The sequence below is a fragment of the Flavobacterium sp. ov086 genome (assembly GCF_900187965.1).
Taxonomy (GTDB): domain Bacteria; phylum Bacteroidota; class Bacteroidia; order Flavobacteriales; family Flavobacteriaceae; genus Flavobacterium.
The window spans coordinates 152,099-173,397 of the sequence record NZ_FZNL01000013.1 but is presented as its reverse complement, the minus strand read 5'-3'; the positions used below and the strand labels follow the sequence as shown (position 1 = coordinate 173,397).

The window sequence follows — 21,299 nt, the reverse complement described above, 5'->3', positions numbered from 1 at the left end:
AGCAAAATCTTTTTTCCATTTTAAAACTATGGAAATATCGGGAATATTAAATCTTATACCAGCCTGCATCAAGCTAAGGGATTCCTTTTCTATGATATTGAGCACTTTTAGCTTAAATTCGGCTGAATAGCTTTGATTCATTCGTGGCAATAAACCAATTTTACCATATGCCTTATAAAAACTGACCCACTTACGAATATTCCATCTTGGAGTCTGTTTTAATTTTGAAACATATCCATCTGAATAATGCTTCTTTAAAACCAATTCTACACATTCTAACTTAAATGCATAGTCATACTTTACTTTTCTTTCCATAAAAAATGCCCCAAATAGTGTCTAACTTTTTGGGGCATGTTCAGCTCTGCAAATGGCTTTTTTATTGTCGAATATTAAAATCTAAAAACTAGATTATAAGAACCTTAACAGCTTCTTTTGAAATTTAGTTGTAATTTTAAAGGATTGAAAATAAAAGCCATGAAAAAATGTCTTTCCATATTAGTTCTTCTGTTTACAATAATCGCTTGCTCTACGGCATCAAAAAATACTAGCGTAACAAATCCTGTACCTACACCCAAAGTTGCTCTAAACGATACCGTACGAATTGCCAATGATTCTCTGGAATATGAGGTTATTATTATTGACAATGGTTTTAGTACCTGGCTGGCCTCAATGGCACTTCCTCGAAATTATTACTCACTGTCCTATCTCGAAATCAAGAATCGCTTGTATGTAACAGAATGGAATATCAGAGCTTCGCAACCACAGCGTTACAATCCAAATTTATACGAAATGACGATTGATTACCGACCTGAAATTCATTACGGATATGAGGTAAACTATTTGATTTATAATTATATGATTTATTTTCAAAATACATATAAACAAAAGCTTGCGGGTTACGTTCCAATGCGATAATCTTGCTATATTTGTAATTGTTATAAATAAAGCATGAATAGATTAAAGAAACGTTGGGGAATAACCTCAAATCTACAAGCCATTATCATACTTACCGTTTTTGCCATTACCGGATCGGCATCTGCGTATTTGTCTAAACCTTTTTGTGTATGGTTAGGTATTACCAAAGAAGATTTTGGCGGTTGGTTTACTTTAATATGTCTATTGATTATTTTCCCTATTTATCAGGTTTTATTGGTTGCAATAGGAGCCATTTTTGGGCAATTCCGTTTCTTTTGGAATTTTGAAAAGAAAATGCTTAAAAATATGGGACTTGGATTCCTCTTCAAAAACTAAATTTCCCTATCTGATTTTTGAAAATAATAGGTATAAATCCACGTCAGTGTAAACGACGGAATCACATCTGTAAAAGGTAATATCTCTTCAACAAAAGTCAAAATACCCGCTACTTTCCCTACTCTGCCTTTGTACATTCTGGTCATTACAAAAGCTGCAATTGGCGCCCAAATTACATCTGAGAATTCTCCCAAAAGCGGAATTGTAAACGAAATCATCCCAATTCCGTCCAAAAGTAAACCCAAAAGCAATTTTCTGGTTCTGTCGTCTTTCGTTACTTCTAAATCTTGCATTTTCATTTATTTAGATATTATTCGAATTTAAAAAGATTTTACTAACTAAAATTATTTCCTAAAACAATTTCATTATTTAATTACCACCTTGATTAATCTTTCTTTTTTCCCGTTACTGCAAATATTACACCAAAATTACCATCGGTCTGAATCCAATTTTCTGACGGAATATAAGCACGTGATACAAAACCATCCAAATACAAGGCATTTTTACATCCTAAACTTTTAAAATAATTCGCGAAATCATAGAAATTAATTTCTTTTTTAGACAACACAAAAACTATTTTTCCATTTGGTAAAATTCCAACTCCATTTCGAATGTTCAAATTAACTGATCCTTCTTTAAAATCCGGATGAATTTTACCATCGATAACTAACATTGGTCCGGATTGTGTCGCATATTCTATTTTTCCAGTGTTCTGAAATTTTTCAGTAGTACAAATTTCAGCCGTTTTATTCGTTGTTAAATAAAATACTCCATTCGGCTTTAGATAGAAATTCCCCTCTGATTTAGTCGTATCTAATGGCGACAAAACCTTCTTCTTTTCAATATAAAGACCTTGCGGAGAATTGTCTTTTTTATACATTCCGGCATTCATTGCAAATTTCAATGTCAAATTATTTTTTTCTGTCCAATTTTTCAAATTTAGAATACTCCCAAAATTTTGCGCTGCCTCATTTTTCCAGTACAATTTTAGATCTTGTTTTTTAAGATCTACTTTATAGACCACGAATAGATCATCAGAATATATTTTTGCATTGATAAAAACCGCAAGAACAATTACGATCAATACCCAAAATCCAATTTTTAATTTCATTTTTCAGATACTTTCTCATAAATGTAAACAAAAAAACTAATACTACTTTATATATCATTCTTCTTAAATTTCTGTTACAACCCATTTTTATATCGGCAGAATCTTTGTTTCTTTGTAAAAACAGTTTCAAAATGATACACGCAAAAAATATACATAAATTCTACGACCAACTTGAAGTTCTAAAAGGAGTTGATTTGCATATTAAAAAAGGAGAAATTGTTTCGATTGTTGGTGCTTCAGGCGCCGGAAAAACAACTTTATTGCATATTTTAGGAACATTAGATAAACCTTCGAAATCCGAAACAGAAAGTTCTTTAACCATTAATGGTCAGAATGTTTTGGGTTTTAATGACAAAGCACTATCCAAGTTCCGAAACTTGAATTTAGGTTTTATATTTCAGTTTCATCAGCTTTTACCAGAGTTTACAGCTTTAGAAAATGTTTGTATTCCAGCGTATATTGCGGGCAAAAAACCTTCAGAAACCGAAGCCGAAGCCAAAAAACTATTAAACTTCTTAGGATTATCTCATAGAATTAATCATAAGCCAAACGAACTTTCTGGCGGAGAACAACAACGTGTTGCCGTAGCAAGAGCGTTAATTAACAAACCCGATGTTATTTTTGCCGATGAACCTTCGGGAAATCTGGACACACATTCTGCCGAGAATTTACATCAATTATTCTTCCAGCTTCGTGACGAATTCGGACAGACTTTTGTAATCGTAACCCACAACGAAGAACTGGCTAATATGGCCGATAGAAAATTAGTTATGGTCGATGGCTTAATTAGTAATTAGAAGCAATTTCCTGCTATCCACTTGTATCTTTTTCTGTCTGAAAAAGCCAGAAAAAGGATACCGCTTCTATCAGGGCTAAGGCTTTACGATAACAATTACCTTTCATTAAATTATGACCAAATCAGAATTAAAAGATTTCCTTGACGAAAAAGTCATTCAATATAACAATCAGGATTTCATCGAAAGTGATCCCGTACAAATTCCGCATTTGTTTACTCAAAAAGAAGACATTGAAATTGCCGGTTTCTTAAGCGCTACAATTGCTTGGGGAAATCGCAAAATGATCATTAAAAATTCGCATCAAATGATGGAATTAATGGGCAATACGCCTTACGATTTTGTCATGTCACATAATGATGAAGACATCGAAAGATTAGAAAATTTTGTTCATCGTACCTTCAACGGAAAAGATTTTGGAGGATTTATAAAAGGATTACAGCATATCTACAAAAATCATAATGGTTTAGAAGCTGTTTTTGTCAAAAATCAGGAATCAGACAGTTTACAAAAAAGCATCAGCGAATTCAAAAAGATCTTTTTCGAAATTGATCATTTGCCCCGAACTCAAAAACACATTTCAGATCCGCTAAATAATTCGGCAGCAAAAAGAATCAATATGTATTTGCGCTGGATGGTTCGTCAGGATACAAAAGGAGTCGATCTGGGAATCTGGAAAACCATTTCGCCAGCTGCATTATCATGTCCGTTAGATGTACATTCCGGAAATGTAGCCCGAAAATTAGGTTTACTTGCGCGAAAGCAAAATGACGGTAAAGCATTAGCCGAGTTAGATTTAAAACTCAGAGAGATGGATGCACAAGATCCAGTTAAATACGATTTTGCCCTTTTCGGATTAGGAGTTTTTGAAGGATTTTAGCTTCAAAAACAAGAGATTTTATTAGCTTTTCTCCTTTTTTTTTCGTAATATTACCATATAAAAGCCTTTTGTATGGAACATTTTATTTTCGATTTAAAATATTATATCATTCCGTCTTTTTTAATTGTAACGCTGTCTTTAGCCATTATTCTAATATTCAATAGAGTTTATTATCAATACAACCTGCCTTACAGACACATCATAATTCGCAAATCTGAAAAATTTTTAACCGAAATTACTTTATCAAAACCGGATAAAAACATTCTAAAATATAAGATCGCAAAGTTCAAATCCGAAATTCCCATACATCGTACCTGGTGCAAGGAAATGCTCATTGAAGATATGATCAGAATGAAAAGTAATCTAAAAGGACAAACGGCAAAAAACATTCTAATCATTTATAAACAACTCAATCTAAATCATTATTCAGCGAGTTTAATTCGGGATTTTAGAAAATATAAAAAATGCGAAGGCATTTATCATTTCCAAGCTTTGGGTTACAAACCCGGAATTTCTCTTATCAGAAAGTATTTATACCATCCCAATAAAATTATTCGTTCCAATGCTAATATTGCTTATCTGGCTTTATCAAAAGGAGATTGGCAGGCAATTAATAAAATTCACGTTAAGGTTTCGATCATAACCACCATAAAAGTAATGGATGTTTTGCATTCAGAAAAAATTCCAATTCCGCCACAAATAGATCTTTGGATAGAATCAGATAGTCCAACTATTTTAAAATTAGCGATTATGACGATGGTTTTTTACAACTATACCAATAAAGCTGCCCAGATTATAAAGCTGCTGCATCATGAAGATAAAGCATTAAAAATTGATGTTATTACGGCAATTCAAGATCTATTTCTAGAAGAAGCCGAAGAAGAACTCATCAAAATTTTACCCACAGAATCAGTAGAAATTCAAATCGAAATATTAGACGCTCTTGCCGTAATAGGTTCTGAAAAAACAATTGCCTATTTAAAAAACGAAATCGAAAAGCAGGAAATAAAAGATATCAAATTAAAAATGGTCTTTTGCTTAAACAAGCTAGATTCAATAAGTCTTGATGTTTTAGGAATTCAAGATCCGGACACTCAAAAAATGATTAATCACACTAGAAAATTACAGCTATGATACATGATTTTCTATCTTACCTTATTCGTGCTTATGATGTTTTTGTAGCCTGTTTTTCTATTGGTTATATCTTGTTTTATATCGTGCTTTCCGTTTTGTCTTATTGGGCGATTATAAAGCATTTGAAATATCAAAAATATCTAGAAGAAGAAGTCCTGATTCGGTCCAATCATATTTTAGGCGTTTCTATTGTAGCTCCTGCGTTTAACGAAGGTGTAAATATTGTTTATAATGTAAAATCATTGCTTTCATTAACTTATCCCAAATTTGAAATCATTATTGTAAACGACGGAAGTTCAGATAATACACTGGAAAAATTAATAACCGAATTTGATTTGGTTAAAATCGATTTTTATTATCAGGAAAAGATCGTAACGCAACCCGTTCGCGGACATTATAAATCAACAAATCCCGTTTATTCAAGATTGCTTATTGTAGATAAAGTAAACGGAAAAAGTAAAGCAGACGCCTCAAATGCAGGAATAAACTCCTCGCAATATCCGCTGTTTTTATGCACAGATGTAGATTGTATCTTAAAAAGTAATACAATTCTAAAACTGGCAAAACCATTCATGGAAAATGAAAAACGTGTTATTGCAACAGGCGCGGGAATCAGAATTTCAAATTCATGCGATATAAAAGAAGGCTTTTTGTACAAAGTTCATTATCCTAAAGAATGGTATCCGCGTTTTCAGGAATTAGAATATGTGCGGTCATTTTTGTTTGGCAGAATGGCATGGAGTCAAATAAACGGTTTGTTACTGGTTTCCGGCGGACTCGGAATGTTTGACAAAGATATTGTCATAAAAGCCGGTGGATATTGGCATCAATCCTTAGGCGAAGACATGGAACTTATTACCAGAATGAGAAAATACATGCATGATACTAACGAAAAATTTCTAATAAAATACATTCCCGAATCGCTTTGCTGGACAGAGGTTCCAAGCACCAGAGAAATATTCTTAAGGCAACGAGTTCGCTGGGCAAGAGGATTGGTACAAACCTTGTATTTACATCGAAAAATGTTTTTAAATCGCAAATATGGCCGAACTGCATTTGTCGTTTTACCGTTCTTTTTTAGTTTTGAATTTCTGGTGCCCATTATAGAATTTATTGGCATCATCACTTTGATAGCAAGTTTTGCCTTTGGAATAATAAACTTTCAATTTCTATTTCTTATTAGTTCTCTGGTTTACCTGTTTTATCTGTCAATAACCATAATATCAATCTTAATTGATGAAGTACTTTATAAGAGTTATGCCAGTTACAAAGAACTGATTACACTTGTTGGAATGGCAATGATTGAGCCTTTTGTATTTCATCCTATTACGGTTTATGCATCGTTAAAAGGATATTGGTATTTCTTTAGAAAAAAAGAACAAAAATGGGGTGTTATGGTTCGCAAAGGTTTTGAATCTCCCTCTAAAAAATAATCTGATTATGAAGTATCTTAAACACATAAATATAGCCAAACTGCTTTTCTGTTTGTTTTTACTTTCAAATCAAACTATTAAAGCACAAAAAAAAATCGACACTGATAGTCTTTTGACCGTCGTGACAAAAGATATGAAAAGCGCACATCCTGATTACAAACTCAATATTCAAAGAGCTTTATTAGGTAAAAAACTAGCACCCGATTATATTGATTTTCACTTGGCTTTAGGCCGAAATTACGATTTGCTAAAACAAAAAGACAGCGCCCGATTCTATTATAATTATGTAATCGAAAAAAATCCGGGATACGAAGATGCTTTTCTATATCTCATAAACATGGATTTGGAAGACAAAAACTATGACGAAGCTTTAACCACAACTTATAAAGCGATTGATTTATATCCTGATAACAAAACGTTCAGGCTTAAGAGAATTGCTCTTTATTCGCTACAAAATGATACTCAAAATGAAGCAAAATATCTTAAATCAATTAGAGCAAAATTCCCTCATGACGCGGATATTGAACAGCGTCTTTTTGATTTATATTCTAAAACAAATATTGACCGTATAGGCGCTTATTACAACCTGACCACGATTGATCGGGACGGAGTTGGTCCATGGCATTTGGTCAGCGCAGATTATATGCATCAACGTACTTGGGGAAGTTTGATTGGAAGAGTTAGTTATGCAAAAAGACTTTCGTCTAATTTGGTTATGGCAAGCGGACTTCAGTTTGAAGCTGAATCGTATCTTTTTGCCCAGAAAAAGCATTATCATTATATTGATGTTGCTTATAGCAAAGACAGTGCTTTTCCGGAATGGAGATTGGGTTATTCCTATTTTCAGAATTTCAATAATGGCTGGGAGGCAGATTTAGGAGTTCGATATATTGTAATGCAGGATAATAGCGATTTAAAAACTTTGAATGTAGGAATAGGGAAATATCTTGGTTCTTATTGGCTTAATTTTAGATCGTATATTCAAAAAGATAGTCCGTCATTTATTTTAACTTCTCGTTATTATTACAAAACAAAGTTTGATTATGTAACCGTAATTACAGGATACGGAACTTCGCCAGATGATAGAACAAGAGCTGCAGAATATGATACGAGAAAATCATTAAACTCTTATAGATTAAGTGCAGGATTCTATAAACTAATAAAAAACCATTATGTTTTTGGATTTCTAATCACGGATAATGAGCAGGAATACACACCAAATAAATACCAGACTGAACTTGATTTTGCAATTCAGCTGCAATATAAATTTTAAATATCATGAAAAAAAAGCATCACATTTATACCCAATTTCTCTTTTTTTTCCTGTTTACCTTTAATATGATGGCACAATCTGAAATCGTTATAACCGAAAAAAATAAAATTGTTACTGCTTCTGAAAACGCTCAGCAAGCAGCAAAAGTTTTAAAATTCTATTTGGATAAAGCCTTTAAAAGACCTTTTGAAATCACATCAGAAAGTAAAAAGGACAATACTTCGGCTGAAATAATTTTAGAAATTTCAAATACAGAAAAACTAAAAGCCAATGAGTTTATTATCAAAAGCGACACAAAATCAATTTATTTGATTGCTCCAAATCAAAAATACCTGCGTTATGCAGTTTATAGTTTACTTGAAATTTGGGAGTTCAGAAAGTTTACTGCTGCAGAAACCTATATTCCGAATATAACACAAGTCACTTTTGCAAAAAACACACTAAAAAAAGAGCAGCCATCTTTTGATTACAGAGCCCTATTTTATCCGGATTGTTACGATGAAGATTTTAGAGATTGGCACAAACTCGACTGGCAAGTGGATGATTTTGGAATATGGGGACATTCTTTTAGCATGCTTGTCCCTCCAAAAGAATACTTTAAAAGTAATCCGAAGCTTTTTGCCTTATACGAACACGAGCGAAATGGAGAATCTTTATGTATGACCAATGATACCGTCGTAGATTTAGTGGAGAAAAAAATTGCAAAAATTATTTCCGAAACTCCAAATGCGGAATTCTATTCTGTAAGCCAAAACGACGATGTTGTATATTGTGAATGTACCGAATGTAGAAAAATAAACCAGAAATATGGCGGTCCGCAAGGTTCTCTATATTATTTTCTGAATAAAATTGCAGCTCATTTTCCTAAAACAAAAATTACAACACTTGCCTATCTTCATACGCTTAAACCACCCGTAAATCTTAAGATTGAACCGAATATTTATACCATTTTTTGTCCGATAGAATTAAATAGAGGAAAAGCAATTACGGCTCAAAATTCCCCAACATTTGTAAAAACACTTGAAAACTGGAGCACAACTTCTCCGCATTTGTTCCTATGGGATTATAATGTTCAGTTTTCAAATTATATGTCGCCATTTCCAAATCTGCAGCCTTTTCAGAGCAATTATAAACTCTTTAAAAAAAATAAGGTTAAAGGAATATTTGCACAGGGATATGCCGATGTACCGGGAGATTTCTCAGAACTGAGACAATATCTTTTAGCCAAATTAATATGGAATACGAATATTAATATAGAAGCTACAACTGCCGATTTTTTAAGAGGTTTTTATGGTAAAGCAGCTCCATTTGTAGACAAATACCTGAATCTTTTGGCAGAATATCAAAATAAAAGCAACACCAATTTAGACATTTATTCTGGTCCGGTTCAAGCCCGAAATACTTTCCTGACACCCGAAGCAATGGATCAATATGATAAATTGTTAGAGCAAGCTGCGAATGCTGTCGAACAAGATTCTGTTTTAAGTCCGAGAATTCAAAAATTAAGGTTAGCTTTAGAGTTTGCCTATTTTGAGCAATCTAAATTCTACGGAAAAAACCAACATGGAATGTTTGTTGTAAATAATAAAGGAGAAAAAAAAGTACGTGAAGGGTTGACTGAAAGAGTTCTGAAATTTTCTAAATCGTGTAATGATTTTGGAATTTATGAATTAAGCGAAGGAGGACTTTCACCCGATAATTATTACAAAGAATGGCTGGAAATTTGTAAAAACACAACAACTCATTTAGGAGAAGACTTAAAAATAAATTTTATAACACAACCTTCAAATGAGTTTATAGGTAAGGGAAGTTATAGTTTAGTCGATGGAAATAGAGGTTATAAAGATTTCAATATTAACTGGATTGGCTGGTATGAAAACAATCCGGAATTTGAAATCGAAACAAAAAATTTAAACTTTAATACTTTAAAATTAAACTTTTTGAACGATCAGAGACACTGGATTTTTACACCAAAAAAAATAAAAGTACTTGGTTTTAAAAATCAAAAATGGACGCCGTTGCAAGACCTCGATTGCGAAATTTTAACAGAAAACAACGAAATTACAACAAAATCATGGGAAGTTAAAAATCAGAGCTTTAGTAATTTTGCCAAAATAAAAGTCATCATAGAAAACCAAACAGAAATACCTGTTTGGAGAAAACGTAAAAATAAAAAGCCAATGGTTATGCTTGATGAAGTAGAATTGTATAAAAAATAAACGCCAGAAATGAACACCAGTGAAAAAAAAATTATGATTATTGAGAATGACGAAATGACAATTGAAATTCTAAAATTTATTCTAAAAAGAGAAGGCTACAAAATAAGTATTGCAAAAGATGGTATAAATGCTATCGAAAGAATTGCTACAATTATGCCTGATCTCGTTATAACCACAATAATAATTCCGCTAAAATCCGGATTAGAAATTATCAGTTATATCAAAAGAAATTTCAAGGACATTCGTGTTGTAGCACTTTCGTCACTTGGCGAAGAAGAGAATACTGTAGAAGAAGCTTTTGAATTAGGAGTCGATGATTTTATTGCAAAACCATTTAATCCAAACGAGCTTTTATTGCGAATAAAACGTTTTTTATAGTATTTGAAACCCTAATTTTGAGAAATACGAATGTCCCAAGCTTTCGTAATTTCAAAGAAACATCGATTTTTCAGCTATTTATAGTTACATTTGCACAAAATTTAATGCAAATGAGCACTTTCGAAAAATTCAATCTCCCAAAATCAGTACAAAAAGCAATCGACGAATTAGGATTTGTTACACCTACTCCTATCCAGGAAAAATCCTTTTCAGTGATTATGTCTGGACGAGATATGATGGGAATTGCACAAACCGGTACCGGAAAAACATTTGCCTACTTATTACCTCTTTTAAAATTATATAAGTTTACCCCAACCAATACACCAAAAATTGTAATTCTGGTTCCAACTCGTGAATTAGTTGTTCAGGTTGTAGAAGAAGTTGAAAAACTTACCAAATACATGTCCGTTAGTACACTTGGTATTTTTGGTGGAGTAAATATCAATACACAAAAAAAAGCAGTTTATGAAGGTGTCGACATTTTAGTTGGAACGCCTGGTCGTACAATGGATTTAGCTTTGGATGCTGTAGTTCGTTTTGATGAAACTCAAAAATTAGTTATCGATGAGTTTGACGAAATGCTGAATCTTGGTTTCCGTACACAATTAACAGCGCTTTTGGCGATGATGAAAAACAAACGTCAAAACATTTTATTCTCTGCAACAATGACTGATGAAGTTGATGCTGTTTTGAATGACTTTTTTGATTTCCCGGAAGAAGTAACACTTGCAGCTTCAGGAACTCCATTGGAAAACATTACACAAATCACCTATAATGTTCCAAACTTTAATACAAAAGTTAATCTGTTAAAACATTTATTAGAAACAAACGAAAGCATGGAACGTGTCTTGGTTTTTGTGAACAATAAAAAGATTTCTGATATGCTTCATACCAGAATTGAAGAAGATTTTGAAGGTCAGTTTGGAGTAATTCACTCCAATAAATCTCAAAATTACCGTTTGAGCACAATGGCGGAATTCCAGGAAGGAAATCTTCGCGGATTAATCACTACTGATATTATGGCGAGAGGTTTGGATATTTCGAATATCTCTCACGTTATTAACTTTGAACTTCCTGAATTTCCTGAATTGTATATGCACAGAATTGGTCGTACAGGTCGTGCAGATGCTACAGGAACAGCAATTAGTTTTATCACACCTCGTGAAGAAGAATTTAAAGTAGAAGTGGAAGTTTTAATGAATCAGGAACTTGAAATTGCTGAATTTCCGGAAGAAGTGGAAATTTCGACTAAATTAATCGAGCCTGAAAAAGACAGACAACCAATTAAATTTTTAATGAAAAAGCAGACACTAAAAGGTGATGGTGCTTTTCATGAAAAAGATAAAAAGAATAAGAAAGTTAACTTAGGCGGACCTTCTAAAACAAAAAAGAAAACTCACGGATCTGTCAATAGAAATATGTTGAAAACAAGAGATAAAAAGAGAAAAGATAAGGATAAATAGTTTTTTTGAGAGACAAAGGTTCAAAGTATAAAAAAGCTCGAAGATGTAAGTAAGTTGCTATAAACTTAAATTTACATCTTCGAGCTTTTTACTTTATACGTCCCAAAAGAAACCTTTGAATCTTTGTTACTCTGAGCCTTTGAACCTTTGAACTATATTTTTGTAAAAACTAACCCAACTGGCGAACAAAGTTCGATTTTCTTACCCGTATCAGTAAGCTTTCCTGTTGTTTTATCTCTTTTAAATATCACAATATCATTGGTATATTGATGTCCTATCAAAAGGTAATTTCCTGTTGGATCGATTGCAAAATCTCTTGGACCTTTTCCTAAAGTACTAAGTTGCTCAACAAGTTCAATGCTTCCGCTTTTAAGGACTTTATAAACCGAAATGTTGTTTGCATCTACACGATCTGTAACATATAAAAAGTTCCCGTCAGGCGAAATTTTGATAGCTGCAGCGCCGGTTCCACCAGTAAATCCTTTTGGCAAAATACTTGTTTCTGCTATTACTTTTAAACTTCCTGATTTATCATAACTAAAAGTCGTCAAAGTAGCATCTAATTCCTGAATTAGATACACAAATTTACCGTCTTTGCTAAAAGTTAAATGTCTTGGACCACTTCCTGCTTTTACATCAACAGTCTCTTTTAAAGTCAATATTTCGTTTGCTGAATTTGGATTGTATTTATAAATAAAAACTTTATCCAAACCTAAATCATTAGACAACACAAACTTTTTATCCGGTGAAAAAACAACCATATGTACATGCGCTTTTTCCTGACGCGCAACATTTGGTCCTTTTCCTTCATGCTGAATTAATTGTTGAACTTTGGTAATACCTCCGTCAGGTTTTTTCTTAAAAACTACAATATTCCCACCTGAATAATTGGCAACAAGTACATTTTTGCTATCATTAATCAAATGACAAGGATCTGCACCCAAAGCGTCATTTTTATCTATAAAACTAACTTTTCCTGATTTTGAATTGTATCCAAAAGCACTAACTGCACTTTCTTTTCCGTTTTCATTTACCGCATATATAAATTTGTTATCTGCAGAAACGGACAAATAACTTGGACTTACCACATTTTCAGATGAATTCTTTAATTTAAAATCGCCGGAAGAAGCATCAAATTCGTAAACGTAGATTCCATTACTCTTGCAAGTATTAGTATAAGTTCCTACCAATAAATTGAATTTGTTCTGAGCTTGCACATTTATAAAAGTAAAAGCTGAAAAAAGCAGTATATATAATCTTCTCATAGTTTTTTGAGTTATTTTTTGAATAGGCTAAAATACTCAATAATATCATTCATAAATTGATTTTTTGCTACAAATGAAACGTCAAAAGTTACATTTTTCAACTCAAATGTTATCCTTTTAAACCATATAACTGATATAAGTTCATTTAACTTTTGCCTAAATTAGAGTTTGCTCGTAATATCTTACATTACTTAAATGGTTAAACTAAATATTACTTATATGGTTTGACTAAAAATTTGTATTTTTGACCAGCATCTACAAAACGTAGTGAAATAAATCTAAGCCGGAATGCATTTTAAACATCCTGAAATTCTATACTTTCTGTTTTTATTGATTGTTCCAATTTTGGTACATTTATTTCAATTACGACGTTTTAAAATTTCTTATTTCACCAATGTTCGATTCTTAAAAGAACTTGCTGTTCAGACTCGAAAAAGTTCAAAAATCAAAAAAAGACTTTTATTAGCTACTCGTTTATTGTTGCTGACTTGTATTATTTTGGCTTTTGCTCAACCTTTTTTTGAAGCCAAAGACAGTAAAAATGCTTCCAACGAAATGTATATTATTCTGGACAACTCCTTTAGTATGCAGGCAAAAGGAAAAAAAGGTGAATTACTAAAACGTGCTGTTCAGGAATTATTAGAAAATACGCCCGAAACTACTCAATTCTCTTTGTTAACCAACACTGAAAATTTTTGGAATACAGATATCAAATCATCTAAAAGTGCTTTACAGAATCTAAACTACAGCGCAACTCCTTTTGAGCTTCCGTCTATTATGGCGAAGATAAAAGCGCATAAATCGGCATATAAAAAAGACATTGTTATTATTACTGATGCCGTTGGTCTGGCCGAAAAAGATGTAAAAAATATTGATACCGAAGAGAAACCTTATTTTATAATTCCAGAAGCTGAGCAAAAAAACAACATTGCTATTGATAGCGTTTTTATCAATCAGACTTTAGAAAATTTCTACGAATTAAGCATTAATTTATCCGCTTATGGCGAAGATTTCAAACCTGTTTCGATGGCACTGTACAATCAGAATAAATTGATTGCTAAAACAATTATCAAATTTGATACGAAGAAAAAGAAAATCAACTTTACAATTCCAAAAGAAGCTTTTCATGGTTATGTAACTATTGAAGACAATGGTTTGACGTATGATAACAAACTCTATTTCAGTATTTCAAAAACTAAAAAAACGAACGTTATTAGCATCGGAGAACCAGAAAAAAGTAATTTCCTATCCCGAATTTATACTACATCAGAATTCAATTATAGTAATTATTCGATAAGCAATTTAGATTATAATAGTTTAGACAAACAAAACACCATTATTCTCAATGAATTAATAGAAATTCCGCAAGCTTTACAAACTACCTTGAAAGCTTTTGTTGCCAAAGGCGGAAATCTGGTTGTAATTCCTTCCGAAAAAAGTTCTGTTTCTAATTTGAATTCTTTTTTAGCCAATTTCGGAAAAGTACAATTTGGATCTCTTGAAAATAAAAACAGGCTAATTACCAAAATAAACTTTGATCATCCTTTGTTTTCAGGCGTTTTTGAGAATAAAATCACCAATTTTCAATATCCAAAAACAACAAATTCCTTTGTAATTTCCAGCCCATATCCTGCTGTTTTGTCTTATGAAGATCAAAGTGTTTTTGTAACTGCAATTCAAAATCCGGTTTCGGGAATTACTGTTTTCTCTGCACCAATAAATACAACAAATTCTAATTTCCAGCAATCTCCTTTAATTGTTCCGTTATTTTATAAAATGGGACAAAACAATCAGAAGACTGGTGTAAATGCATTAACAATTGGCAATAATCAGCCTTATTTTGTAGATGTCTTATTGACAAAAGATGCTATATTGGAAGTAAAAGGAAATGATGATTCTTTTATTCCGATTCAGCAAATATTGAATAATAAAGTAAAACTAACCTTTAATGATTTCCCTGAAACAGCCGGAAATTATAGCATTTTTGATAAAAAAGAATGGGTTGAAAATCTAAGTTTCAATTATAAAAGAAGCGAAAGTGATTTAAGTCAGGTAAATACAAATGTGGTTTCAGATTTTAAAACTGCTGATACGATTTCAACCATTTTTAATACACTACAAACTGAGCGAACAGACAGCCAAATTTGGAAATGGTTTGTTATCTTTGCACTGTTATTTTTAGCATTAGAAATGGCAATTATCAAGTTTGTAAAGTAAAACTTAAAATTTTATTTTTTGAACCATTAAGAAATTAAGAATATGAAGTTTTAGAACTTCTTAATTTAAACTTAATTCCTTAATCGTGAAAATACCTTAGTGTTTGACTAAATAAAAATCTACATATGAAAATAATCATCAGAAGCGCCAAAATTATCGATTCAAAAAGTCCGTTTCATAACCAGACTGTTGATCTTTTAATTGCAGATGGTTTAATAGAAAAAATAGGAACTTCAATTCTTGATATTGAGGATACAACCGTAGTAAAATTCGATAATTTACATCTTTCACAAGGTTGGTTTGACAGTAGTGTTTCTCTTGGAGAACCAGGTTATGAAGACAGAGAAACAATCGCAAACGGATTAAATGTTGCTGCCAAAAGTGGTTTCACGGCAATTGCTTTACAACCCAACTCCTTCCCTATTATCGACAACCAATCTCAGGTAAATTTCGTAAAAAATAAAGCAAATGGTTTTGCTACAGAGCTTTTCCCTATTGGGGCTTTAACAAAAGCCAGCGAAGGAAAAGATATGGCCGAATTGTTTGATATGAAAAAAACAGGTGCTGTAGCTTTTGGAGATTATAACAAAAGTATCGACAACGCTAATCTTCTAAAAATTGCTTTGCAATATGTACAGGATTTTAACGGATTAGTAATAACCTATGCACAAGATGCCAATATAAAAGGAAATGGTGTTGCAAACGAAGGAATCGTTTCTACCAAATTAGGCTTAAAAGGAATTCCGAATTTAGCAGAAGAATTGCAAATTGCCAGAAACTTATTTTTATTAGAGTATACTGGAGGAAAACTACACATTCCGACTATCTCTACAGCAAAAACTGTTGCCTTAATTAAAGAAGCCAAAGCAAAAGGTCTACAAGTAACGTGTAGCGTTGCCGTGCATCATTTGGTTCTTACCGATGAAAAATTAGAAGGTTTTGATACAAGATTCAAAGTAACACCTCCATTAAGAAACGAATCTGACAGAGCTGCTCTTATAAACGCAGTTCTTGACGGAACAATTGATATGATTACTTCTGACCATAATCCAATTGATATCGAATTCAAAAAAATGGAATTTGATATGGCTAAAAATGGAACAATTGGTTTAGAAAGTGCTTTTGGAGCTTTATTGACCGTTTTGCCTCTTGAAACTGTAATCGAAAAATTAACTTTAGGAAAAGCAGTATTTGGCATCGAAAACAATTCAATTACTGAAGGTTCTAAAGCTAACTTTACTTTCTTTACTCCGGAAGGCAAATCAACTTTTACGAAAGCAAATATTCTTTCAAAATCTAAAAATTCTGCTTTTTTAGGAACTGAAATAAAAGGTTCTGTGTATGGAATTTTAAATCAAAAACAACTTGTTATATCTACTAAATAATTAAAATGAATAATTCAATCGAAGAGGGAAAACCAATCGCAATTACCAGTTATATTTTGATCATTGGTGTTTTAATCGCGATGTCTATGAACTCTGAAAATAAAAATACTTTTGCTTCATTTCATATTCGTCAGGCGTTAGGATTATCACTTACTTTTATTTCTTTTGGCGCAATTATAAGCAACTTCGACAGCTTTATGATTACTTTCCCAATGTGGATTTGTATCTCTATTTTATGGACTTACGGAATCTTTAGTGCTATTCAAGGACAAATGAGACCTATTCCTTTAGTTGGAAATTTATTTCAAAAATGGTTTAAATCTATCGGATAGAATTTAAATTCCAATCCCGAAGCCTCGGGATAAATTCCAAATTCCAATAACTTTGTCAAAGTTTTGAACTTTGACAAAGATTTAATCGGTTAATCAAACCAACAATTCACATTTCACATTTCAAAAAATGAATCTATCTTTAGAATATAAAATACAAGAACCAAAAGTTATCTTAGATAAAAATCCTGTTTTACTTTTATTACACGGATACGGCAGCAACGAAGCCGATTTATTCTCGTTTGCTACTGAACTTCCTGATAACTATTATATAATTTCGGCCAGAGCACCTTATGATTTACAATATGGAGCTTACGCTTGGTACGCTATAAATTTTGATGCTGATCAGAATAAATTTTCAGATAATGAGCAAGCAAAAACTTCACGTGATTTAATTGCAAAATTCATTGACGAGTTAGTTGCCAATTATCCAATTGACGCTAATAATGTAACTTTAGTAGGCTTTAGCCAAGGTTCGATTTTAAGCTATTCTGTAGCGCTTTCTTATCCTGAAAAAGTTCAGAGAGTTGTGGCTATGAGTGGTTACTTTAATGAAGAAATCATAAAAGAAGCTTACGAGAAAAACGATTTCAAAAAACTTAAATTTTTCGCCTCTCACGGAACTGTAGACCAAGTAATTCCAGTTGACTGGGCTAGAAAAACTCCAGCAATCTTAGAAAAACTAAATATCCCTATTACTTATAAAGAATATCCGGTTGGTCACGGTGTGGCTCCGCAGAATTTCTTTGATTTTAAGAATTGGCTGGCTTTGTAGCTTCTTTAAATGTTTGTTTTTTTTAAGAAAATTCTTTCAAAAAATTTCCTTACTCTAAATATAAATTGTATTTTTAAAAACTTATAAAAATACACTATTAACTAAATACGCAAAAGTATCTTTAAAAGGAAACTTTTGCGTATTTTTGTAATGAGAAAATGAAGTGAAAAAAATTTTTGATGTAATATTTCTAGATGAAGCATTTTCATTTTTAAAAAATTTAGAATCAAAACATTCTGAAAAAATCATTTACAACATCCGTAAGTCACAAATCAAAAATGATCCGGAACTTTTTAAAAAATTAAATGATGAAATTTGGGAATTTCGCACCCTTTATCGGGGAAAACAATATCGACTATTAGCGTTCTGGGATAAACAAATTCACAAAAAACTCTAGTTGTTGCAACACATGGATTTGTAAAAAAACAAAGTAAAGTTGGCGAAAAAGAAATCAAAAGAGCACAATCCATTAAATTAAATTATTTCAAAGAGAAAGATCTATAAAAAATTATTAAAATGAAAACACATACTTTAGATGATGTTACTGATAAACTAGTTGGAAAAATTGGAACTCCAAATAGAGATAAATTTGAATATGATTTGCAAATAGATTTAATAGGAAGTGCTATAAAGCAAACCCGAAAAAGTCAAAATCTGACTCAAGAAGAGTTGGGAAAACTTATAGGTGTTCAAAAAGCACAAATTTCCAAATTGGAAAATAATGCAGGAAATATAACATTAGATACTTTAATTAAAGTATTTACCGCATTAAAGGCCAGAGTAAAATTTCAGATAGAATTATCGGACTTAAATATTAGTTTTGATAAATAATTAACATTAAGCTTTAAATCAACTAATCCCAATTATTGAGCTAGAAAAACTCCTGTAATTATAGAGAAATTAAATATTCTTACTACTTATAAAGAAGATCTTGTTATCTATATCAGTCTCAGTTTTCAGTTAATGTAAATCCTAAATATTTAAATATGAGCACTTCACAAATTAATAATCCTTCACTAATTTTAATTGATATTCAAAAAGGATTTAACGATATAGCTTATTGGGGTGGAGACCGTAATAATGTAAATGCGGAACAAAAAGCCGGTGAGCTTTTGGAAATTTGGAGAAACAAAAAATTCCCTATTTTTCACGTGCAGCATTGTTCCTCTAATCCAAATTCAATTTTAAATGAAACAAATCCAGGAAATGAATTTCAGGATATTGTAAAACCAATTGAAGGTGAAATCATTATCAAGAAGAACGTAAATAGCGCTTTTATCGGAACAAACTTAAAAGAATTACTTGATGATGCAAAAATCACAAATCTTGTGATTGCAGGCTTAACAACAGATCATTGTGTTTCGACAACTACAAGAATGGCAGGTAATTTTGGTTATACCGTTTATTTAGTTTCTGATGCAACAGCTACTTTTAACAAAAAAGGTCTAAACGGAGAAGAATTTTCTGCAGAAATAATTCATCAAACTGCTTTAGCAAGTTTAAACGAAGAATTCGCTCAGGTAGTTACTTCGGATTTTATAAAACAGCATATTTAATGTGATTTATTTTTCGAAACAAAAATATCTACTATCATAAAACAACAAAGGCGAGAAATAATTTCTCGCCTTTGTTTATTTTATATTTATTCTCCCGTATAAATAATCTTATCTCCTTTTTTCAGGACATAACCTTTCCAGGGAACTAATTGCAGATCGCCTTTGATCCAAGGTTGTCCTTCTGCTTTTCTTTCCAGAATGACTGATTCTTCTTGGGTGTCAAGAAAAAGCTCGGCTTTATTTCCGTCAAAAATCACGAAGGCAGCAGTAGTGTATGTTTTTCCGGTTTCTTCTGTATGAGACAACTTTGTTCCTTCAAAAATACGTATACATTCCTTTTTAAGTGTAGACCAGCTATACCCTGCCGAACCTTTACATCCGTGAGTGTCAGAATCTCCTCCAACTAAATGTGGTTTTACTTCTTTTGTAGTGTTATTTTCTTGAGAAATTTTTTTCCCGCAAGAAAACGAAAGACCAATAATAATCGAAAGCAAAAATATCTTTTTCATAAGTTCTATTTTTTACTTGATTATGGTAAAAAATAGAAAATCCTATTTTTGATATAACCAAGTCTGATTTACTTCAAAAGTAATCTTTTCATCCTGATCAACAAAATATTTTAACAAGACTTCTCCCCATAATTCTCCATTACTATAATCTGCAATGATCCATCTGTGGTTTAAAATTTTTATTTTGTTGATGATAAATTTGTTTGGACCAATTTTGTCTTGTCCTGTATAAGGATTTCCGTTTGGATCTGAATTTAAATCTAATAATTTTTCGGTTACAACCGGAATCAATTTTTCATATAAAATTACTTTTCCGCCTGAAGCACTATTGTCAAAATAGTTTTGTGCGTTTTCATTATGTTCTAGAGAAAAATAATCGGCATCAGCCAGTTTTGTTGCTACTAAATTGATGCTATCTCTTAGTTTCTTAGTTGTTTTATCATATCTTTCTTGCTCAAACTTTACTTCTCTGCTGTAAAACATATAAGTAAAAACGTTCATTAATATCGCAAGGATAAAAAGGTAAAGCATTAAGGATTTTTTCATTTTTGTGGTATAATTAAATTGTAATTTCTAAGTTATCGTAAGCCAGGAAAACATTTTTAGGCAATTGCTTTTGCACTTCTTCATGAAAGCCCAAAACATGGCTAATATGCGTTAAATAAGCGATTTCCGGCTGCACCAAATTTATAAAATCAAGTGCTTCCTGCAAATTAAAATGTGTATCGTGAGGTTCTACTCGTAATGCATTCACAACCAAAACCTTAAGATTTTTAAGTTTCTTAATTTCAGCTTCTTCAATGGTCTTAACATCGGTTAGATATGCGAAATCATCTATACGATATCCAAAAACCTGCAAATCTCCATGCATTACATTTATAGGAATTGCCATTTTATCACCAACGGCAAATGGCTCGTTATTGATTACTTCAATGGTTTTAACACTTGGAGCACCGGGATATTTGTTTACGGTTTCGAAAACATAATCAAAACGGCGCTTCAGATTATCAATTACTCTTTGATGTGCATAAACAGGGATTTCGCCCTGACGAAAATTATACGGACGAATATCATCTAAACCGGCAGTATGGTCTGCATGTTCGTGTGTAAATAATATAGCATCAAGATGTCGGCAGCCACACGAAAGCATTTGCTGCCTAAAATCAGGACCGCAATCGATCACGTATGAATGCTCATCCCAAGTGATCCAAATGGCTACTCTGAGCCTTTTATCCTTAGCATCAGTGCTTTTGCAAACAGGATGATCGACTCCGATTATCGGAATACCTTGTGATGTGCCAGTACCTAGAAAATAGACCTTCAATTG

At 32.2% G+C, this 21,299-nt stretch carries 23 protein-coding genes and 1 pseudogene; 17 read left to right on the top strand and 7 right to left on the bottom strand.

Annotated features, from left to right (window positions below):
- Positions 1 to 315, bottom strand: a pseudogene (locus tag CHB81_RS15355) (hypothetical protein); the annotation flags it as partial.
- 159 nt (positions 316 to 474) lie between these two features.
- Here CHB81_RS15355 and CHB81_RS15350 point away from each other — a divergent pair.
- Both CHB81_RS15350 and CHB81_RS15345 read left to right on the top strand, forming a co-directional pair.
- Positions 475 to 915, top strand: a complete 441-nt coding sequence (locus CHB81_RS15350; protein WP_089352735.1) for a DUF6146 family protein — start codon at positions 475 to 477, stop codon at positions 913 to 915.
- A 33-nt stretch (positions 916 to 948) separates the two neighbouring features.
- Positions 949 to 1,251, top strand: a complete 303-nt coding sequence (locus CHB81_RS15345; protein ID WP_089352734.1) for a DUF6787 family protein — start codon at positions 949 to 951, stop codon at positions 1,249 to 1,251.
- On the opposite strand, the gene CHB81_RS15340 is transcribed toward CHB81_RS15345, so the two are convergent.
- A complete protein-coding gene (locus CHB81_RS15340; protein ID WP_089352747.1) occupies positions 1,248 to 1,544 on the bottom strand; it encodes a hypothetical protein in 297 nt (98 codons plus the stop codon). The genes CHB81_RS15345 and CHB81_RS15340 overlap by 4 nt on opposite strands.
- A 92-nt stretch (positions 1,545 to 1,636) precedes the next feature.
- Entirely contained in the window at positions 1,637 to 2,362 is a 726-nt protein-coding gene (locus CHB81_RS15335; protein ID WP_089352733.1) for a phosphodiester glycosidase family protein, read from the bottom strand.
- A gap of 131 nt (positions 2,363 to 2,493) precedes the next feature.
- On the opposite strand from CHB81_RS15335, the gene CHB81_RS15330 reads away from it, so the two are divergent.
- The 8 genes from CHB81_RS15330 to CHB81_RS15295 all read left to right on the top strand — a co-directional run bounded on the left by CHB81_RS15330 (position 2,494) and on the right by CHB81_RS15295 (position 11,936).
- A complete protein-coding gene (locus CHB81_RS15330) occupies positions 2,494 to 3,159 on the top strand; it encodes an ABC transporter ATP-binding protein (protein ID WP_089352732.1) in 666 nt (221 codons plus the stop codon).
- Positions 3,160 to 3,271: 112 nt separating this feature from the next.
- A complete protein-coding gene (locus CHB81_RS15325) occupies positions 3,272 to 4,036 on the top strand; it encodes a TIGR02757 family protein (protein WP_089352731.1) in 765 nt (254 codons plus the stop codon).
- A gap of 72 nt (positions 4,037 to 4,108) precedes the next feature.
- Positions 4,109 to 5,170, top strand: coding sequence for a hypothetical protein (locus tag CHB81_RS15320; RefSeq protein ID WP_089352730.1), 1,062 nt, complete (start codon positions 4,109 to 4,111; stop codon positions 5,168 to 5,170).
- Positions 5,167 to 6,603, top strand: coding sequence for a glycosyltransferase (locus CHB81_RS15315; protein ID WP_089352729.1), 1,437 nt, complete (start codon positions 5,167 to 5,169; stop codon positions 6,601 to 6,603). Before CHB81_RS15320 ends, CHB81_RS15315 begins: the two co-directional genes overlap by 4 nt.
- A 7-nt stretch (positions 6,604 to 6,610) precedes the next feature.
- Positions 6,611 to 7,876: a YaiO family outer membrane beta-barrel protein gene (locus CHB81_RS15310; protein WP_089352728.1), complete on the top strand. Its 1,266-nt coding sequence runs from the start codon at positions 6,611 to 6,613 to the stop codon at positions 7,874 to 7,876.
- Between the two features lie 5 nt (positions 7,877 to 7,881).
- Positions 7,882 to 10,095, top strand: a complete 2,214-nt coding sequence (locus CHB81_RS15305; protein WP_254921119.1) for a DUF4838 domain-containing protein — start codon at positions 7,882 to 7,884, stop codon at positions 10,093 to 10,095.
- Positions 10,096 to 10,104: 9 nt separating this feature from the next.
- On the top strand, positions 10,105 to 10,473 hold the full coding sequence (locus CHB81_RS15300) for a response regulator transcription factor (protein ID WP_089352727.1): 369 nt from the start codon (positions 10,105 to 10,107) through the stop codon (positions 10,471 to 10,473).
- Positions 10,474 to 10,583: 110 nt separating this feature from the next.
- The gene (locus CHB81_RS15295; RefSeq protein WP_089352726.1) at positions 10,584 to 11,936 is read left to right on the top strand and encodes a DEAD/DEAH box helicase; all 1,353 of its coding nucleotides are present in this window, start codon (positions 10,584 to 10,586) and stop codon (positions 11,934 to 11,936) included.
- A gap of 152 nt (positions 11,937 to 12,088) precedes the next feature.
- Here the strand turns inward: CHB81_RS15295 and CHB81_RS15290 are convergent, their stop codons facing one another.
- Complete coding sequence (locus CHB81_RS15290; RefSeq protein ID WP_089352725.1) at positions 12,089 to 13,201, bottom strand: lactonase family protein; 1,113 nt, start codon at positions 13,199 to 13,201, stop codon at positions 12,089 to 12,091.
- Positions 13,202 to 13,489: 288 nt separating this feature from the next.
- Between CHB81_RS15290 and CHB81_RS15285 the strand changes: the two genes are divergently transcribed.
- From CHB81_RS15285 to CHB81_RS15255, 7 genes are all read left to right on the top strand, one after another.
- Positions 13,490 to 15,418 (top strand): BatA domain-containing protein, encoded by a 1,929-nt coding sequence (locus tag CHB81_RS15285; protein WP_089352724.1) that lies wholly within the window; start codon positions 13,490 to 13,492, stop codon positions 15,416 to 15,418.
- A 125-nt stretch (positions 15,419 to 15,543) separates the two neighbouring features.
- Positions 15,544 to 16,803: a dihydroorotase family protein gene (locus CHB81_RS15280; protein WP_089352723.1), complete on the top strand. Its 1,260-nt coding sequence runs from the start codon at positions 15,544 to 15,546 to the stop codon at positions 16,801 to 16,803.
- A 5-nt stretch (positions 16,804 to 16,808) separates the two neighbouring features.
- Positions 16,809 to 17,135, top strand: a complete 327-nt coding sequence (locus tag CHB81_RS15275; RefSeq protein ID WP_089352722.1) for a hypothetical protein — start codon at positions 16,809 to 16,811, stop codon at positions 17,133 to 17,135.
- A 127-nt stretch (positions 17,136 to 17,262) separates the two neighbouring features.
- Positions 17,263 to 17,907 (top strand): alpha/beta hydrolase, encoded by a 645-nt coding sequence (locus CHB81_RS15270; protein ID WP_089352721.1) that lies wholly within the window; start codon positions 17,263 to 17,265, stop codon positions 17,905 to 17,907.
- Positions 17,908 to 18,070: 163 nt separating this feature from the next.
- Positions 18,071 to 18,304 (top strand): type II toxin-antitoxin system RelE/ParE family toxin, encoded by a 234-nt coding sequence (locus CHB81_RS15265; RefSeq protein WP_369597380.1) that lies wholly within the window; start codon positions 18,071 to 18,073, stop codon positions 18,302 to 18,304.
- A 119-nt stretch (positions 18,305 to 18,423) separates the two neighbouring features.
- Positions 18,424 to 18,738, top strand: a complete 315-nt coding sequence (locus tag CHB81_RS15260) for a helix-turn-helix domain-containing protein (RefSeq protein ID WP_089352720.1) — start codon at positions 18,424 to 18,426, stop codon at positions 18,736 to 18,738.
- A 155-nt stretch (positions 18,739 to 18,893) separates the two neighbouring features.
- Entirely contained in the window at positions 18,894 to 19,463 is a 570-nt protein-coding gene (locus CHB81_RS15255; RefSeq protein ID WP_089352719.1) for a cysteine hydrolase family protein, read from the top strand.
- 86 nt (positions 19,464 to 19,549) lie between these two features.
- Here CHB81_RS15255 and CHB81_RS15250 read toward each other — a convergent pair whose 3' ends face one another.
- Genes CHB81_RS15250 through CHB81_RS15240 form a run of 3 tightly spaced genes read right to left on the bottom strand, consistent with a single transcriptional unit; the run spans position 19,550 to position 21,296 of the window.
- Complete coding sequence (locus CHB81_RS15250; protein ID WP_089352718.1) at positions 19,550 to 19,972, bottom strand: hypothetical protein; 423 nt, start codon at positions 19,970 to 19,972, stop codon at positions 19,550 to 19,552.
- Positions 19,973 to 20,014: 42 nt separating this feature from the next.
- Positions 20,015 to 20,518: a hypothetical protein gene (locus CHB81_RS15245; RefSeq protein ID WP_089352717.1), complete on the bottom strand. Its 504-nt coding sequence runs from the start codon at positions 20,516 to 20,518 to the stop codon at positions 20,015 to 20,017.
- Positions 20,519 to 20,531: 13 nt separating this feature from the next.
- Entirely contained in the window at positions 20,532 to 21,296 is a 765-nt protein-coding gene (locus CHB81_RS15240) for an MBL fold metallo-hydrolase (RefSeq protein ID WP_089352716.1), read from the bottom strand.
- Positions 21,297 to 21,299 lie beyond the last annotated feature (3 nt).